17 protein-coding genes and 1 pseudogene are annotated in these 16,022 nt (G+C 62.9%); 8 read left to right on the forward strand and 10 right to left on the reverse strand.

Annotated features, from left to right (window positions below; translation table 11 throughout):
• Nucleotides 1–2: 2 nt before the first annotated feature.
• A complete protein-coding gene (locus NMB41_RS12510) occupies nt 3–1,340 on the forward strand; it encodes an IS4 family transposase (RefSeq protein ID WP_494379701.1) in 1,338 nt (445 codons plus the stop codon).
• Nucleotides 1,341–1,383: 43 nt separating this feature from the next.
• Here NMB41_RS12510 and NMB41_RS12515 read toward each other — a convergent pair whose 3' ends face one another.
• Nucleotides 1,384–1,986, reverse strand: coding sequence for an isochorismatase family protein (locus NMB41_RS12515; RefSeq protein ID WP_494382765.1), 603 nt, complete (start codon nt 1,984–1,986; stop codon nt 1,384–1,386).
• Between the two features lie 111 nt (nt 1,987–2,097).
• Between NMB41_RS12515 and NMB41_RS12520 the strand changes: the two genes are divergently transcribed.
• The 3 genes from NMB41_RS12520 to NMB41_RS12530 all read left to right on the forward strand — a co-directional run bounded on the left by NMB41_RS12520 (nt 2,098) and on the right by NMB41_RS12530 (nt 5,621).
• The gene (locus NMB41_RS12520; protein ID WP_494382766.1) at nt 2,098–3,258 is read left to right on the forward strand and encodes a tyrosine-type recombinase/integrase; all 1,161 of its coding nucleotides are present in this window, start codon (nt 2,098–2,100) and stop codon (nt 3,256–3,258) included.
• A gap of 670 nt (nt 3,259–3,928) precedes the next feature.
• Nucleotides 3,929–5,080, forward strand: coding sequence for a hypothetical protein (locus NMB41_RS12525; RefSeq protein WP_494382767.1), 1,152 nt, complete (start codon nt 3,929–3,931; stop codon nt 5,078–5,080).
• A gap of 145 nt (nt 5,081–5,225) precedes the next feature.
• Nucleotides 5,226–5,621, forward strand: coding sequence for a hypothetical protein (locus tag NMB41_RS12530; RefSeq protein WP_494382768.1), 396 nt, complete (start codon nt 5,226–5,228; stop codon nt 5,619–5,621).
• Nucleotides 5,622–6,488: 867 nt separating this feature from the next.
• On the opposite strand, the pseudogene lpxD reads toward NMB41_RS12530, so the two are convergent.
• A pseudogene (gene lpxD / locus NMB41_RS12535) lies at nt 6,489–7,537 on the reverse strand (UDP-3-O-(3-hydroxymyristoyl)glucosamine N-acyltransferase).
• Between the two features lie 204 nt (nt 7,538–7,741).
• Between lpxD and NMB41_RS12540 the strand changes: the two are divergent.
• From NMB41_RS12540 to NMB41_RS12555, 4 genes are all read left to right on the forward strand, one after another.
• Entirely contained in the window at nt 7,742–8,575 is an 834-nt protein-coding gene (locus NMB41_RS12540) for an aldo/keto reductase (RefSeq protein ID WP_494382769.1), read from the forward strand.
• Between the two features lie 150 nt (nt 8,576–8,725).
• Entirely contained in the window at nt 8,726–8,917 is a 192-nt protein-coding gene (locus tag NMB41_RS12545) for a hypothetical protein (RefSeq protein WP_494382770.1), read from the forward strand.
• Nucleotides 8,918–9,138: 221 nt separating this feature from the next.
• Nucleotides 9,139–10,128, forward strand: a complete 990-nt coding sequence (locus tag NMB41_RS12550; protein WP_494382771.1) for a tyrosine-type recombinase/integrase — start codon at nt 9,139–9,141, stop codon at nt 10,126–10,128.
• Nucleotides 10,129–10,243: 115 nt separating this feature from the next.
• Nucleotides 10,244–10,681, forward strand: coding sequence for a universal stress protein (locus tag NMB41_RS12555; RefSeq protein ID WP_494382772.1), 438 nt, complete (start codon nt 10,244–10,246; stop codon nt 10,679–10,681).
• An 11-nt stretch (nt 10,682–10,692) separates the two neighbouring features.
• On the opposite strand, the gene lpxO is transcribed toward NMB41_RS12555, so the two are convergent.
• The 8 genes from lpxO to NMB41_RS12595 all read right to left on the reverse strand — a co-directional run bounded on the left by lpxO (nt 10,693) and on the right by NMB41_RS12595 (nt 16,017).
• Nucleotides 10,693–11,592: a lipid A hydroxylase LpxO gene (lpxO, locus tag NMB41_RS12560; protein ID WP_494382773.1), complete on the reverse strand. Its 900-nt coding sequence runs from the start codon at nt 11,590–11,592 to the stop codon at nt 10,693–10,695.
• A 180-nt stretch (nt 11,593–11,772) separates the two neighbouring features.
• Complete coding sequence (locus NMB41_RS12565) at nt 11,773–11,997, reverse strand: DUF6139 family protein (protein WP_494382774.1); 225 nt, start codon at nt 11,995–11,997, stop codon at nt 11,773–11,775.
• A 123-nt stretch (nt 11,998–12,120) separates the two neighbouring features.
• Nucleotides 12,121–12,321 carry a hypothetical protein gene (locus tag NMB41_RS12570; RefSeq protein ID WP_494382775.1) on the reverse strand — a complete coding sequence of 67 codons (201 nt, stop codon included), beginning with the start codon at nt 12,319–12,321 and terminating at the stop codon, nt 12,121–12,123.
• 142 nt (nt 12,322–12,463) lie between these two features.
• Complete coding sequence (locus NMB41_RS12575; RefSeq protein WP_494382776.1) at nt 12,464–13,402, reverse strand: class I SAM-dependent methyltransferase; 939 nt, start codon at nt 13,400–13,402, stop codon at nt 12,464–12,466.
• A gap of 190 nt (nt 13,403–13,592) precedes the next feature.
• Nucleotides 13,593–14,267 (reverse strand): ankyrin repeat domain-containing protein, encoded by a 675-nt coding sequence (locus NMB41_RS12580; RefSeq protein ID WP_494382777.1) that lies wholly within the window; start codon nt 14,265–14,267, stop codon nt 13,593–13,595.
• A 1-nt stretch (nt 14,268) separates the two neighbouring features.
• Nucleotides 14,269–15,051, reverse strand: coding sequence for a TatD family hydrolase (locus tag NMB41_RS12585; protein ID WP_494382778.1), 783 nt, complete (start codon nt 15,049–15,051; stop codon nt 14,269–14,271).
• Nucleotides 15,052–15,102: 51 nt separating this feature from the next.
• Nucleotides 15,103–15,624, reverse strand: coding sequence for a GNAT family N-acetyltransferase (locus NMB41_RS12590; protein ID WP_494382779.1), 522 nt, complete (start codon nt 15,622–15,624; stop codon nt 15,103–15,105).
• 15 nt (nt 15,625–15,639) lie between these two features.
• Nucleotides 15,640–16,017, reverse strand: coding sequence for a PilZ domain-containing protein (locus tag NMB41_RS12595; RefSeq protein WP_494382780.1), 378 nt, complete (start codon nt 16,015–16,017; stop codon nt 15,640–15,642).
• Between the last annotated feature and the right edge of the window lie 5 nt (nt 16,018–16,022).

Genomic DNA, 16,022 nt, shown 5'->3' on the forward strand with positions numbered 1-16,022 from the left:
ACGTGAATCCGTTTTTTATTATGGCCCTTCAATTTGACATGGACTATGCGGCTGAGCTGGCACCGCATGAGTTCGAGCGTTTCGCCAGCCTGATCGATCCGGCCTGGATCGACGAAGCCTTGCAACAAACCGGAACCGTGTCGTTGCGCCGACGGCGCCTGCCGGCTGAGCGCATGGTTTGGCTGGTCATCGGCCTGGCCCTGTTTCGTAACGAACCAATCTGGCATATCGTCCAGCAACTTGATCTGGCCGATGGGCCAATGCCAAATGCACCCGTTCCCAGTGCCGCAGTGGCAGGCCGCGAACGCTTGGGTGAAGCACCGATGGCATGGCTATTCGAACGCTTGGCAAGCTGCTGGACAAGCGCTGCCATACCTGAACATGGTCTCTTTCATGGGCTGCGAAGCTATGCCGTTGATGGTGTCGTGTGGTCGCTTCCCGATACGCCGGCCAACTGTGAGAAATTTGGGCGGGGTTTCAACGACAAGAGCAATGGCGCCTGGCCTCAATTACGTGCAGTCTGCTTGATGGATACCTACACCCATCTGATCCGCGCAACCGAGTTTGGTGATTACGGTACGGGGGAGGTGAGCTTTGCCAAGTCACTCATGCACAAGGTACCGGATCAATCGTTGACGATTTTCGATCGTGCCTATCTCTCTGCAGCCCTTCTTCTGGACTGGCAGCATGCAGGTGAACAAAGGCATTGGCTTATGCGGGCCAGAGCGGGATTGCGTTATGAGGTGATATGCCAATTTGCCCCCGACGACTGTCTGGTGAGCTTTTCAGTGTCGCCACAGGCACGCAGGCAACGGCCGGACCTGCCGTCGCATTGGCAAGCGCGGCTCATCAAGTGCATGGTCGGCGGAGAGCCGCGGCAGTACCTTACCTCCCTGTGCGATGCGCACCGCTTTCCGGCGCGCGAGATCGTGGCGCATTACACGCAGCGCTGGGAGATTGAACTGGGCTTCAGGGAAATTAAGCAGGGCATGCAAAAGAACATGACGACCCTGCGTAGCAGATTGCCTACGCTGGTACGCCAGGAAGTTTGGGGCACGCTCATCGCCTACAACCTGCTACGTCATGAAATCGCCCAGATGGCCGACGAACTGCACGTCCCGCCACAGCGCCTGAGTTTCCAGTGGCTGGCCCTGGCCATCACCACGGCCCTGTATCACTGGCCTTTGCAAACGCCAGGCACCTTCCCCAGGCGCCTGGCATGGCTGCGTGAGCAGGCACGCGCTTATCTTTTGCCAGAACGCCGAAGGCGCTCCTATCCCAGAGTCGTCAAACAGCCCAGATCCAAGTTTCCAATGAAAAATGCCAGTCAGCTTAACTGACTGGCATTAGGCCGCGGCCAGGTTTTTTTATGGGAATTCCTGTTCAGGCAGGCGCTGCCACTTCGGCGAAGTGGTCGATGCCGACCGCCCGCGCCCCGAGCTCGGCCATGCGCGCCAGCGCCCGTTCGCCGTCGCCCGCTGCGACATCGACCGCACGCATCGCTTCAGGCACGACGATCACCTCGAAGCCGCTGTCGCGTGCGTCGATCACGGTATTGAGCACGCAGTAGTCGGTCGCCAGACCGCCCACGACCACCCGGCGCACGCCGCGTTCGCGCAACTGCGCAGCCAGGCCTGTGCCCTTGAAGGCCGAATAGGCGTCGACGTCGGCGGTATCGGCTTTTGAGACGATGAGGGCGTCGGGAGGCAGGGCGAGTTGCGGAGAAAATTCGGCCCCCTCGGTACCGGCCACGCAATGCGGCGGCCACGGACCGCCACGTGCGGCAAACGAACAGTGATTTTCGGGGTGCCAGTCGCGCGACGCAAATACCGGCAAGCCCCGGGCGCTGAACAGCTGCATCAGGCGATTGATCGGCGCGATGACCTGGTCGCCATTCGGCACGCCGAGCTTGCCGCCGGGAAGAAAATCAAGCTGCATATCGATGACGAGGAGGGCGTCTCCGGGCGTGAGCTGGATCGGGTTCATCTGTTGTCCTGTCGAATCATTTGATCGAAACAGCTTAGCATGCCGGCGCCATGGGCAGAGCCAAAAGCACGTGATATACTGTATAAAAACACAGTACTTCATGAAGGTTCCATGTCCAAGTTCGTCCCCATCGATCTCGCACCACGCCTCGCCGGTCAAGCCGACACGCCGAGCGGGCGTCTCGACGTCAAGATGTTCCGCGTCGCCGACGACCCCATCACCGAGGCCCAGACCGACGCCGAGATCGCCCGCGAGTTCATCGGCAACGGGGAGTTAAGCCCAAAATCCGTCGCCAACAGCCAGAAAGAGTTATTCCGCTTCCTGACCTGGTGCCGCGAGGAAGCCAAAAAGACGCTGACCCAGCTGAACGTGGCCGACCTGAACGCCTATAAAGAATTCCTGCGCAACCCGCCGCCCGACTGGGTCTCGACCACCAAGTGGCCGCGCAGCGATCCGCGCTACCGGCCATTCACCGGGCCCTTGTCCGACCCGAGCCGGCGCCAGGCGATGATTGCAGTGAAAGGCCTGCTGGCGTTTGCCGAGCAGACCGGCTACCTGCGCCGCAACCCGGCCGCGCTGGTGCGCAATGTGCGCACGCCCGTCGCCAGCCGCATCACGCGCTACCTGACGCCGGAGGCCATCGCCCTGGCCGTGGACACGGTCTCGCGCCGCGTGCCCGATTCGCCGGCGGCGCTGCGCCGGCGCGAACGCGACCGTTTCCTGCTGATCGCGTTCTCGCACACGGGCGCCCGCCTGAACGAACTGGTGAGCGCGAACATGGGCTCGATCTATTCGGAAGGCAGCGACCGCTGGTGGCTCGACGTCATGGGGAAGGGCAACAAGCCGCGCCGCCTGCCGGTGCCGACCGATATGCTCGAGGCCCTGCGCCGCTATCGCGAAGCCTTTGGCCTGTCGCCCCTGGCCGGGCGCGCGGACCGCACGCCGCTCGTGCTGTCGAGCCGCAGCCGCGCCGTGACCCGCCTCACGGACGAGGCCGCGGCAGAAGCGATCAAGCGCGTCTTCCTCGAGACCGCGCAGGCTGCGGCCAGCGCCGGCCAGGACGACATTGCCGCCAGCCTGCGCCACGCCTCGGCCCACTGGCTGCGCCACAGCATGTTGACCAACCTGGCGAATGACGGCGTGCAATTGAAGACGCTGCAGGATACGGCAGGGCACGCGAACATCGCGACGACGGCAGGGTATTTGCACAAGACGGATAACGAGCGGCATGACGAAATTCTCGGCGCGAAGGTGAACAAGAAAGAGAAGTGAGGAGGGACCCGATCTCGCTGTGACAGCGCAATGCCTGTCGGGTTCTCTGCCGATATCCTTGGTAGAACTATGTGTTGCGACATTGGGCACTGTGTCGTTCAAACAATTCATCTTGCATGTGTAGAGTGGCCGACGTGCGTCCTTTTATCCGATTCTTCATGGTATGGATCTTGATCCTCGCGCTGCCCGTGCAGGCTGGCGTTGTTTCGATCGAATCGCCGTGTCCCATGACGCATACGATCGGCCCAAGCCCAGGTGCCGATGGTGTGAACGAGTGCGCGGATGACCGCGAAACAGACGAAGAGCACGCATCCTGCCAAACCTGTAGTGCCTGCAGCAGCTGCTGCACCGAAGCGTCGGCGCCTCCACCCTTCGCAATTGCAGTGCCCGTGACAGAACTTTTCCCCGACGACGAGTTTTCCCCTTTCGCCTCTTTTACCGGATGGATTCCATCCCGCGTTGAAAGGCCTCCGCGCGCATAAGTTACCGGCTCGCTGACTGGCGCGTCCGCACCCGCAGCCGTGCCCTCTATCTGGGCACAAGGATCCGCTGGCGGTCTCATCCCATTTCACTCTCGACATCCGCGCGCGACGCGCAGCGTCCTGGTCAGGCTCAAGCTCGCCCGTACGCGCTGGCCAAATTTTCGGCGGGTCGGATCATGAGGGAACACATGAATGACCGTTTTGTATCATTCCTGATGGTTTCACAATGGGCTAGCGCCATCGTGGCACTGATGTATCACCTGAGAACCTTGCTGTTTGTCGACTATCAGGCCGTCAGCGAAAAAAACATCTTTTCCAAAGCGTTCTACGCGCTCACTGGCCTCGGGCATGAATCGTTTGCGGTCTTTCTCGTGCTCGACGGACTCGTCAGCGGGATGATCATGCGCCGTCGCTGGGCGGGGACGCCCATCGATCGGGCCGCCTTTGTCGAGCATCTGGGCGCGCTCTACCGGATTATCTTGCCATGCCTGGTACTCGGCGCTGTTTTGGATATCGCAGGCGTGCAGTTCTTTAACCGGCATGGTGTGTATTCGGCCTTCCCCGAACTCGGCACGGTGACCTTGAGCCTCTCTTCGCTATTCGGTAATGCTTTCAACATGCAGCCGTTCATCGTTCCCAATTTCGGCAGTAACAGCATGCTCTATCTCCTTTCTTATTTATTCTGGTTCTCCATCCTGCTCTTGCTTTTTGCGCGGGCGGGAACGCTTGAAGGACCGCGCCGGCTGTATGCACGGGCCGCACTGTCGATCGTGGTCGTCCTGGTCATGCCGTACAAATTCCTGGTGTGGGGCGCGATCTGGTACTCGGGGGTGCTCGTCGCGGCGCTCAGTGAAGCCCGCAACATGAAGCCTGGCACCGGTATTGCGCTGATCCTCTTTGCTTGCGCACTGGTGCTGTCCAGGTTGACGACGTCCGATTCCAGCGTGCTCCCCGAGCACCTGAAGGAGGGGATCCTTGAAGGTAAATTCCTGCTTGTCGGGATGAGTTTCGCACTCCTGGCGAGAGCACTTTATCCAGAGGCGGGGCAAGGCGTGCAAGATCGCCTGGTTCGATCGGTGACTGAGATGCGGGCCGGCCGATCCGGACTGGCCGCGTCCTTCACTTTCTACTTTCACTTCCCGGTCATCATGATGCTCGTTGCGGCGGCTACGTCGGTGCTGGATTGGCCCCTCATGCAACAGCCGACCTTGACCAGATATGCCGAATTTGCCTGCCTGATCGCCGTTTCTGTCTGCTCTGCAGCGCTCGTCGCACGAGTGGTGGCCGGCGCGACAAAGAGGCGGCTTGTTGGTCGCGGATCTTGCGATTCAGTTCCTTGAAAGCGCTTGCTTGACCTTCTGATTCACTTCGGTGCGGTAGCAGAGGCCCGCTCGATTGGCGGGTGGGGAGGGCGCAGCGACCTTGCCCTTCAAGTTCTTCGGTGCGGACGCAGTTGCCTACGCCGGCTGCGTTGCGTGATGCGAGGTGCAGAAAGCGACCGATGCAAGCCGGTCAGTGGAAGCGGTTGCAGGTGCACTCGCGCGTCGTCGGGATATCTGGGTCACGTCGAGCGCCGGAGCCCTGGCGCCAGGGGCGGAGAATACCGGCTGGAGTTCGTCTCGGATTCGGGCGACGCTCGATTGTTCCACCACACACGCCACATCGGCGCTGCTTGCTGCGCCGCGCTGCCTGAAGGCGTTCCATATTGAACTCGACATTACGCATTATATTGTCGAGTTGATTCAGTTTGCCCTGTCTGGTATGTGGAATAGGCGGCACCCTGCCATTGCAAACGGCTGCGCACGCCGGCAATCGGCCGCATCGAGCGTCGACGGTGAATCCTGGGCCACCTGGCTTGATTCGAATAACTCGTTCGCGTAAGACGCCTGGCCAGCCGATTTGCGAGGTGGCCGCCTTCCAGCCTCCTGAGACATGCGCACCCCCTGGCAGGCCGCCGCGCCCTTGCAGCGGATATCAGGCGGGATCGATGCGAGAGCCATCGGACATCCTGGACCTGGTGCGTAGCGTGTGGCAACGGCCCGTCCTCGACGCCGGAGGCATCCAGAGTCTCGACCAGCGTCCGCCGAGCGCGTGCTTGCGATTGACGGGCCAGCCGGCGGCCGGGCTGCGGTCCTTGCGGATTGTTCCCGAGCCCGAACAAGGCGCACCAACGCTGGAGCACTTCCGGCACCGCCTTGAAGTCCCACAACCGGAGGCTTGGCCGCGTCGTTCAACGGCCCTGGCGGATTGCTCGGAACGGTAGGCGCATCGCATCGAAGTCGGGAGGCTGATCCGGCCAGCTCCATGGCGCGGCGTTCGCTGCGCGATTCGCGTGCGAACGAGAGGCCGACGATTGCGTGAGCGGGAACGACGGGCAGTGCCGGAGATTTCGCGCTGGGCATCGGTACGGACAAGCGTAGGGAGCCACAGGCGTGACCGCAGACCGCCGACTAGATGATTCGTCGGCTTACGCCTGTGCTGGCTGTTCGTACGAGCGACTATTCCTTCGGCACGTTCTACGGCCGGGGAGTTGGCACCTAGCCGATGATGGAAAGCGAATTTGACATAATATAGATTATGCGATGTGTTCCTTTTCCGGTTACCTGGTAGCGTGGATAGCAGTCAGCGCCGAAATCGCACGCGGCATGTTGCCACATACTTTGTCCAAGACGCCAGGACGCCGCAAACATTGACGCTGATGGAACACCAGGTCGCATTTCAATCCTGGACGTCCCACGGCCGGCGCTTCTACGTTTCTCCCGCCAGCGCCTTCACCGCTTTCTCCAGCGCCCGGATCTTCTCGCGCATGCTGGACAGATTGCGCACGAGCACAGCGACGCGTTCCCAGTCGGCATTCCTGGCGACGGGAAAGTAGCCCGTGTACCGTCCAGGTTCGGCAATTGAGTTCGGCACCATCGTGGCGGCCGTGATATGCACGTTGTCGGCGATCTCGATGTGGCCGTTGTTCATGGCCGCGCCACCGAAGGTGCAATGCCGGCCGATCCTGGCGCTGCCGGCGACGCCGACGCAGCCTGCCATGGCCGTGTGGGCGCCGATGTGGCAGTTGTGGCCGATCTGGATCTGGTTATGAGCTTGACGCCGTCTTCGATCACGTTATCGTCGAGCGCGCCGCGGTCGACCGTCGTATTCGAATCGATGTCGACGTCGTCGCCGATCACGACGCGGCCGGTCTGTGGAATCTTGATGTACACGCCCTCTTCCATGGCGAAACCGAAACCGTCGCCGCCGATGACCGCGCCCGAATGGATGATGCCGCGCGCGCCGGGAATGCAGCGCGCATGAAAGGTCACGTTGGCGAACAGATGGGTGCCTTCACCGATGACCGCCCCGCGTCCTATGTAGCAGCCGGCATCGACGGCCGCCCCGGCCTTGATGGCGGCACCTGCATCGACCCTTACGTGCGGGCCGATATGGGCCGTGGGATCGACCTGCGCTGTGGGGTGTACTGCCGCCGTCGGATGGACGCCTGGTTCCGGTGGCGGCAAACGTGCAGAGACGAAGTACTGCGCCGCACGGGCGAACCAGGCATAAGGATTGACGGTGACGATGCGTGCGCCCGCGAAGGTGGCTGCCGCGCCGGGTTCGTCCGCAGGAGAGAGAATCAGCGCCGCGGCGTGGCTGTGCGCGGCCAGCGCCCGCAGCTTGCTGTTGCTGAGGAAACTAATGTCCGAAGCGCCGGCACGGTCCAGCGGAGTGAGCGCCGTGACTTCGATGTCAACATCGCCCTCCAGTCGCCCGCCGAAACGCTCAACCAGCTCGCCTAATCGGATTCCCATGCTGTCCGCCTCACCTCGGTTTTTGCGGTGGCACTGTTCGGGTTCCAGGTTTGGACAGGTTTTGCGGATGGGTGGTTCCCGCACCGCGAATGCCTCCTCACCTGAATCAAGCGACGGGAAGGTGTCGGGGTTCGTGCCGCGCTGCGCGCCACGAACGCGACCTCACCCTTACAATCACTGCAGTTCCAAATGACAGGAGCACTTATGCGCACGACCAAATTTTCCTCGGGCGAGAACGTGCCGGTGCTCGGACAGGGCACCTGGGGTTTTGGGGAACACCGCGCAAACCGCGAGAACGAGATCGACGCGCTGCGCTTCGGTATCGACCTCGGCATGACAATGATCGACACGGCGGAAATGTACGGCGACGGCGCGGCCGAGGAAGTGATTGGCGAGGCGATTGAAGGACGCCGGGAGCAGACCTTCATCGTCGACAAGGTGCTTCCACAGAACGCGACCCGGAAAGGGGCAGTCTTGGCCTGCGAGAGGAGCCTGCGCCGCCTCAGGACCGATCGCATCGATCTGTACCTGTTGCACTGGCGCGGCGGGGTGCCGCTGGCGGAAACGCTGGCGGGTTTCGACGACCTGGTACGCGCGGGCAAAATCCGTTACTGGGGCGTGAGTAATTTCGATGTGGCGGACATGGAGGAAGTTGCCGCTCTGCCGGGGGCGGCGGCGCTTGCAAGCAACCAGGTGCTGTACAACCTGACGCGGCGAGGCATCGAATACGACCTGATGCCATGGTTCGAGCAGCGCACGATTCCGATCATGGCCTATTCGCCGCTGGAGCAAGGCCGCCTGATGGGTGACCCCGCCATTCGGCGCATCGCCGCTGCACGCTCCGCCACGCCGGCACAAATCGCCCTGGCCTGGGTGCTGCGCAAGGAAGGCCTGATCGCGGTCCCTAAGGCCAGCACACGCGAACATGTCGAGCAAAACCGGATCGCGCTGGACATTCATCTGACGCCGGACGAGCTTGCCGCACTGGACCAGGCGTTCCCGCCGCCCGGACGCAAGACGCCATTGGAGATGATTTAACCCGGTTCGCTACATTCCGTCAAAGCGCACTGCTGTTCGGTCTACAAGATCGGGCTGCTTACCGATACCGAGGTCAGCTTCCTGCTCACTTCCGGCGGGCACAATGCCGGCGTCGTCGCCCCGCCGGGCGGCGCCGGGCGCAGCTGCCAGATGACGAGGCAGGCGCCGGATGCGCGCCATGTCGATCCGGAACGCTGGCAGCACGAGGCGCCGCTCAGCGAGGGCAGCTGGTGGCCGGCGTGGGAGGCGTGGCTCGCAGGGCATGCTGGCGAACTGGTCCCGGCGCGCCAGTACGGCGACGAAATCGAACCAGCCCCGGGACACCATGTCCTTGCACCGTGATTGTGCAGCGGCGCCGCCGCGGGCCACGCCATTTCCAGCGGCGAAATAGACGTCTCGAAAACAGCAAGGCCTGGCAAAACCCTCTTCCCTGCAAGCTTTGCATGAATTGTGCTGCGCAAGCCGAAGTCAGATACGCCTCATTTTTTTGCCTGGTGTTTTGCACGCGTGGGTTAGTTACATTTTTATGGTAGGGTTCAACTTATTGCCTCTGTGGACTCATGATGAACAAGCTTGCTGCGTGGGATGCCAACCCGGTTCAGGCATTCAAGGAATTCGTCGTGACCGACGCCTTCGCCGAGACCGGCCGGCGCTTGCGCGCCGACGGCAGCATCCGCTCGCTCTCCGCCCCATCGGCGAAAATCTACGTCTTCATGTTCGGCAACCTCGCCGGCTGGCTGCTGGAAGAAGGTCTCAGCTTCTCGAAGGTGACGCAAATCGACCTGGTGCGCTTCATCGATCGCACGGTCAAGGGCAAGCGCATCCTTAACAGCAAGATCGCCTACCGCTACCTGCGCTTGCTGGAACGCTGCTATGAATACCTGGAGGTGGCGCCCAACCCTGCCCAGCAAGCCATCCTCACGATCGACCGCGCCCACATGACGAAAGACGACGCCGGCCGCATCCTGTCCGAGGATCAGCTCGCGCGCTTCTTCGCCGCCCTGCCCGCCCAGGCCCCGCGGAGCCAGAGCGCCACCGCTTTCGCCGGCTGGAAGCGCCGGCGCGACCGGGCGATGCAGGTCGTCATCGCGCTGGCGGGCTTGCGGGTGTCCGAAGCGATCGGCTTGCTGGTGCCCGAGCTTGGCCGCCAGGTGGCCATCGACGGCTCGATCGAGCTCTCCATCACGCCCGACGAAAAGCACGACACCAGCCATGAACACACGGTGACGCTCCCGCGGGCGGGCGTCGACGAACTCCTGCCCTGGCTGCAGGAGCGGGAAACGATGGCGATTCCAGGCCGGTTCGTCTTTCCGGCCAGCCTGAGCGGCAACAAGATGACCAGGAAAACCGTCTACGTACAGATGCGCGCCACCTTCGAGCGTGCCGGGCTGGACCTGGCGCGCTCGGGCGGACGCACGCTGCGCAATACTTTCGCGAAACAGCAGCTGGACAAGGGCGCCAGCGCCGACGAACTCAAGGACGTGCTGGGCCTGGCGCTCGAGCGTTCCGCCGCCGACTACCAGTACACGGAGATCAAGCCTGATCCGGCCTGAAGGGACCGGCTACCCTGAGCGAGTTTGATCTCGATCAATCCTGAGGCCTGACCGGACGCCAGACTGATTTGGCAGGCGCGCACGGGCGCGACCAGATTCCTGACTGGGGGACACCATGTTCAAGCGCATCCTGTTGCCGACCGATGGATCCGAACTCTCTTCGCGCGCCGTGCTCGCCGGCGTCAGTTTCGCAAAGGAAGTGGGCGCCCAGGTCATCGGCATGACCGCCCTGCCCGACTTCAAGACCTTCACGGCTGACGCCGACATGCTCGAGAGCACCGAAGATGAATACCTGGCCGCAAGCGAGGCCCGCGGCGCGCGGCACCTGGCGACGATTTCCGACGCCGCGCGCTCGGTCGGCGCCGAATGCACCACGCTACTCGTGCGCTCCGACGATCCGCACGAGGCGATCTTGCGCACGGCGCGCGACCAGAACTGCGACCTCATCATCATGGCTTCCCATGGCCGGCATGGCCTGGCGGGCTTGCTGCTGGGGAGCGAAACGCAGAAAGTGCTGGTCCACAGCGCGATTCCGGTGCTGGTCTACCGCTGAGCGGTCCTGGCTTACAGCCAGTAGATGAAGGCGGCCAGGGCGACGATGAGACCAGCCTTGGTGGCCTTGTAGGCGCTGCCGTTCCAGGCCTTGTAGCGGCGCCGGTACTGGCCCATGACGTGCGAGATGCGAAACAGCTTGCTTACCAGGCCGGTCTGGTCGCCGCGCTCGTTGGGCGAGCTGGCGGCCGTCATCATGGTGCGGCCGAGCCAGCGGTTGATTGCCGCCATCCAGCGAAAGCGCATCGGCCGCTCGACGTCGCAGAACAGGATGATGCGGTCGCTCTCGCTGCCGTTCACCGCCCAGTGGATATAGGTTTCGTCGAAGATCACGCCCTGGCCGTCGCGCCAGCTGTAGCGTTCGCCGTCGACTTCGATGAAGCAGCGGTCGTCGTTCGGCGTGGCCAGGCCCAGGTGGTAGCGCATCGATCCGGCGAAGGGATCGCGGTGCGGATTGAGTTTGGCGCCGGGCGGCAATTCGGCGAACATCGCTGCCTTCACCGAGGGAATCGCCATGAGCATCGCATGCGTGCGCGGGCACAGGCGCGCCGCCGACGGGTGGCTGGCCTCGTACCACTTCAGGTAGAAGCGCTTCCAGCCGGTCTTGAAGAAGGAATTGAAGCCGGCGTCGTCATTCTGCTCGGACGCCTTGATCTTGTTCAGCGCGAGCAGGTGCTCGGCCTCGGCGCGGATGACTTGCCAGTTCGCCTGGAGCGGCGCCAATTCGGCAAATTCGCGTACGGGAATATAAGGCGTGCTCGGCACCCGCGAGAACAGGTGCATGAAGAAATTGATGGGCGCCATGAACGACGAATGGTCGAACAGCTGGCGGCCGAAGGGCAGGCGTACCTTGCCCCGGAAGTGAATATGAAGAACCGCGAGAAAATAAAACCCGACAGCCGCCCACTTCATTGTTCCCCCAACCCGGCCAGCTCGGCCAATGTCAACGTAAAACAGGGCGCAAGAATAGCATACTCACCGGGCGTCCATCGCAGGCGCGGCGAAGCCATCAAGGGATGTTGCATGCATGCCGAAGCTTGCACGACGGGAGCGCCCGCCGCGGCGAAAACCGGGGCGAACGCGGGAATTACATTAGTGAAGCGCCGTCATCGCATAACCCTTTTCGGCCAGCTGGCCGGTCAGGTTTTCGATCGCAAAGTCGGGCAGCTGATCGGCGTTGTCGTCGATCTCGAAGGCGCGTGCCTCCACTTCCCAATCGGTATTGGTGGCTTCTTCGGGGATGTTGCGAGTTTCCGGCACGGCCAAGTAGGAGAACTTGCCATCGCTTTCGGCTCTGCGGTAGATGTCCAGGCGCATAATCGTTTCCTTACAGTAAAAAAGCGCGCTTCCGGATGAAAGCGTACGGCTCCACAGTAGGCGATCGCCACCCGGGCGTCTGTTAATTGCCCCACACTCTGCCGGCCCGGGCCTCGCTCATCGCTAGCGCCCCGGCGACAGGCCGAGCACGCGCGCCGGCAGCAGCAATACCGCACGCAGCAGGCTGAAGACCGCGTCCACGCCAATGCCGAGCAGGCGCAGCGGCAGCAGGAGCAGCCAGACGATCGGATACAGGACCAGGGCCAGCAGGGCGAGCGGCCAGCACAGGAAGAGCAACAAGAGCCACAGCAGGAAACCGAACATCGTCACACTCCGGTAGAAGAAGTGCAGCCAGTGTAGGGCAAGCGCTTTGCCAGGCGGGAGGAATGCGACGAAGCGCAGGCTGGCGCGGCCAACCTGCAAATTCGGGGGATAAAGAGTCCGGGCCAGGGCGGCCCGGGATGAATCAGGCGAATTCGACCGTGCGGAGGGCAACCGGCAGCGCCGGCGCCGGCGCGGCGGCGTCGCCGGCCAGCGTGGCGCGGATCGAGGCCTGCAGGCTCGGAATCGAGGCCCCGGCGCGGTACTGGAAGGCGATGTCGACCACGTCGCCGGCAACCACGTCGAAGCCCCTGGCAAGGGGCAGCGTCATGTAGTGGTTCAGCCAGTCGATGGTGGTGTTGCGCTCCTGCACGATCGATAGCACGTTCTTGGTCACGAAACGCAGGGCATTGAGCGTGCCGTCCTGCTCGACCGTGAAACTGCCGCTGAAGGCGATCAGGCTCTCGACCGGCTCGGCAAAGTCGAGCACGCTGTACACCGCGGGCGGGGCCAGCTCCCGGGTGCCCGGATAGGCGACGGTCGTTTCCTGGAACTGGACGATCGGCGCGTAATAGCCGTGGAAGTTGTAGTCCTGCTGCAGCGGCTGCACCGCCATGACCACCGCTTCCGGCATGAAGATCGGCAGCGGGCCGCCGAAACGGGCCAGGTAGCGCTGCTTGAACGCTTCGATCACGGCCACCTGCTTTTCGCGCAGCATGGCCACGTGGATCATTTCGCAGATCACGATGTCGACCGGCTCGGGCGGCAGGTAGTCAAACGCGTCGGCGTGGATCACCTCGACCTTGTGGCCGTTCGGATTCATGGCCAGGAAGCGGCGCGCTTCGAGCACCAGGTCCGGGTTGAATTCGACGCAATACACCTTGTCGGCCTGCTGGGCCGCGAAATACGAGAGCACGCCGGTGCCGCCGCCTAGTTCGAGCACTTTCATGCCGGGACGCACCGCGTGCGCGATCGCCGCCTGGAAGGCGCCCATGCGGTTCTGGTCCATCAGCATGTTGTGGTGGTAATGGACCGGGATGAATTGGCCGAGGTAGCAGCTTTCGATTTCGCGTTCGTTCAGCATGGGAGTTCCTTGTTTGGCGGCACTATTGCTGTGCTGCAATGTTCGATTCGGTGACGAGATTATGCGGCGTGGGACTGGCACTCGATCAGGCGAGGAAAGACGGGATTACCCGCCAGTTCGGGCGACGCGGCACCCGCCGGGTGAAAAAAAGCCGGCTTGAGAAAGCCGGCCCTTTCCGCTAGCAGCGCCTTCAGCCGCCGCGTTCGAGCGCCCTGGCCACGCGCGGTTTCCCGGCACGCTCGGCCAGCTGGACGGCGGTCAAGCCTTCGCTGTTCTTGCGCAGGCGGTCGGCGCCATGGGCGATCAGGAGCAGCGCCGTGCCGTCATGGCCTTCGCGCGCAGCCATCATCATGGGCGTATAGCTGCCGCTGGCGTTCGGCGAGACCGAGTCGACCGTGGCCCCGCGTGCGAGCAGCAGGCGCACGATGTCTTCGTCGCCGGCCGCCGCCGCATAGTGCAACGCGGTCCAGCCCGGCTTGTTGACGGCCGCGCCCCTGGCCAGCAAGGCGTCCACCGCCGGCCGGTTGCGCTTGAACGCGGCCATCATCAGCGCCGTGTTGCCGTTTGCCGCCTGGGTTTCGAGGTTGGTGCCCGGATGCTCGAGGAATACCCGGAACACTTTCATTGCATCTTCGCGCAATGCCTGCACGATGCCCGGCTCGCCGCCGATGGGATTGACCTGGTTGGCGTTGACCTTGCTGCCGATCATGGCCTTGACCGTCCTGTCGTCGTCGATCTGGACGGAACGGAAAAAGCTGGTCAGCTGGGCTTCGCTCGGGGCTGCCGGCGCGGCGGCGGACACGCCGCAGGCCAGGCCCAGTGCGAGGACACAAGCCTGGAGGACGAGGCGGCGCGGTGGGTGCATGTCAGGCCTTTGCGTGCTGGAACAGGTTGAAGAAATTCTCGCTCGTGCGGTCGGCCACTTCGCGCAGTGGCACATCCTTCAAGGTGGCGATGTATTCGGCCACGTGCGCGACATAGCCCGGTTCGTTCATGCGGCCGCGGAAAGGCACCGGGGCCAGGTAGGGAGAATCGGTCTCGATCAGGATCCGGTCGAGCGGCACCGCACGGGCCACCGCCTGCAAATCCTTGGCGCTCTTGAAGGTGACGATGCCGGAAAACGAAATGTAGAAACCCATCTCGATGGCGGCCTCGGCCACTTCGAGCGACTCGGTAAAGCAGTGCATGACGCCGGCCACGCCGCCGGCCTGCGTACCCGCGCCCTCTTCCTGCATGATGCGGATTGTGTCGGCACTGGCTGCGCGGGTATGGATGATCAGGGGCTTGCGCGTTTCGCGCGAGGCCCGGATATGGGTGCGGAAACGCTCGCGCTGCCATTCGAGGTCGCCCTCGAGGCGGTAATAATCCAGGCCCGTCTCGCCGATCGCGACGATTTTTGGATGCTGAGCCAGTTCGACCAGTTGGGCTACCGTTGGTTCCGGCGTGTCTTCGTAGTCGGGATGCACGCCAACCGAGGCGTAGATATGCGGATATTGCTCGGCCAGGGCGAGCACCGACGGGAAGTCCGGCAGGTCCACCGATACGCACAGGGCGTGGGTGACCCGGTTCTCGGCCATCTTGGCCAGGATCTCGGGCATCCTGCTGGCAAGCTCGGGGAAATTGATGTGGCAGTGGGAATCGATATACATCCCCGTATTGTACGGGGAGCCGCCATCCCGCGTCACTCGGGTCGGCGCGTCTTACTCGACGACGCGCTTGCCCAGGATGATCAGATCACGCTCGACGCCGTCCAGGTTCGCCACCCGCGGGAAATTGGCCCAGGTATCGAAACCGAACTTGCGGAACAGCGCCAGGCTCGGCAGGTTGTGGCCGAAGATAAAGCCGAGCAAGGTATGCACCTTGATCTGGGGCGCAAACGCAATCGCCTGCTCCAGGCAATACTTGCCCAGACCGCGGCCACGCCAGTCCTCATCGATATAAATCGACAGTTCGGCCGTGCCCGAATAGGCCGGGCGCCCATAGAAATTCGAATAGGACATCCACCCGATCACCGCCGGCTGGTCGGAGACGTCGTTCGCATCGTGGATCACCCACAGCGGGCGCCGCTCGGGCGTGTGCTCGTTGAACCAGGCTTCGCGCGAGGCGACGCTCACCGGTTCCGTGTCGGCAGTGACTTCACGCGAGGCGATGGTGGAATTGTAGATGTCGACGATGACGGGCAAGTCGTCGCGGCGGGCAAGACGGTGGACGTAGGACGGCATAAAAACAGGATGAGGTTACAAAGTATGGGTAGCGCGCGACGAACGCAGCGCCGCGCCGAGGATTTCTTCGATGCGGGTCCTGGCGCGCTGGCCGGTCTCGTCGGCCGGGAAATGCACGCCGATGCCCTGCGCCTTGCTGTTGTTGGCGCCGGCCGGAGTGATCCAGGCGACCTTGCCCGCGATCGGGTATTTGTTCGGGTCGTCCATCAGCGAGAGGATCAGATAGACCTCGTCGCCGATCTTGTAGGCCTTGTTGGTCGGCACGAACATGCCGCCGTTTTTCAGGAAGGGCATATAGGCCGCATACAGGGCCGCCTTTTCCTTGATCGCAAGCGACAGGACCGACGGGCGCGGCACGAGCGAGGCGTTCGGGTCGGTGGTATTGCCGGTCATGTTCT

Source organism: Massilia sp. FBCC-B171, assembly GCF_059134155.1.

What these genes read in the sequence shown, in the direction of transcription:
- NMB41_RS12515 (WP_494382765.1), bottom strand. Translation starts at nt 1,986, where the DNA reads ATGAACCCGATCCAGCTCACGCCCGGAGACGCCCTCCTCGTCATCGAT.
- NMB41_RS12520 (WP_494382766.1), top strand. Translation starts at nt 2,098, where the DNA reads ATGTCCAAGTTCGTCCCCATCGATCTCGCACCACGCCTCGCCGGTCAA.
- NMB41_RS12525 (WP_494382767.1), top strand. Translation starts at nt 3,929, where the DNA reads ATGAATGACCGTTTTGTATCATTCCTGATGGTTTCACAATGGGCTAGC.
- NMB41_RS12540 (WP_494382769.1), top strand. Translation starts at nt 7,742, where the DNA reads ATGCGCACGACCAAATTTTCCTCGGGCGAGAACGTGCCGGTGCTCGGA.
- NMB41_RS12545 (WP_494382770.1), top strand. Translation starts at nt 8,726, where the DNA reads ATGACGAGGCAGGCGCCGGATGCGCGCCATGTCGATCCGGAACGCTGG.
- NMB41_RS12550 (WP_494382771.1), top strand. Translation starts at nt 9,139, where the DNA reads ATGAACAAGCTTGCTGCGTGGGATGCCAACCCGGTTCAGGCATTCAAG.
- NMB41_RS12555 (WP_494382772.1), top strand. Translation starts at nt 10,244, where the DNA reads ATGTTCAAGCGCATCCTGTTGCCGACCGATGGATCCGAACTCTCTTCG.
- lpxO (WP_494382773.1), bottom strand. Translation starts at nt 11,592, where the DNA reads ATGAAGTGGGCGGCTGTCGGGTTTTATTTTCTCGCGGTTCTTCATATT.
- NMB41_RS12565 (WP_494382774.1), bottom strand. Translation starts at nt 11,997, where the DNA reads ATGCGCCTGGACATCTACCGCAGAGCCGAAAGCGATGGCAAGTTCTCC.
- NMB41_RS12570 (WP_494382775.1), bottom strand. Translation starts at nt 12,321, where the DNA reads ATGTTCGGTTTCCTGCTGTGGCTCTTGTTGCTCTTCCTGTGCTGGCCG.
- NMB41_RS12575 (WP_494382776.1), bottom strand. Translation starts at nt 13,402, where the DNA reads ATGCTGAACGAACGCGAAATCGAAAGCTGCTACCTCGGCCAATTCATC.
- NMB41_RS12580 (WP_494382777.1), bottom strand. Translation starts at nt 14,267, where the DNA reads ATGCACCCACCGCGCCGCCTCGTCCTCCAGGCTTGTGTCCTCGCACTG.
- NMB41_RS12585 (WP_494382778.1), bottom strand. Translation starts at nt 15,051, where the DNA reads ATGTATATCGATTCCCACTGCCACATCAATTTCCCCGAGCTTGCCAGC.
- NMB41_RS12590 (WP_494382779.1), bottom strand. Translation starts at nt 15,624, where the DNA reads ATGCCGTCCTACGTCCACCGTCTTGCCCGCCGCGACGACTTGCCCGTC.
- NMB41_RS12595 (WP_494382780.1), bottom strand. Translation starts at nt 16,017, where the DNA reads ATGACCGGCAATACCACCGACCCGAACGCCTCGCTCGTGCCGCGCCCG.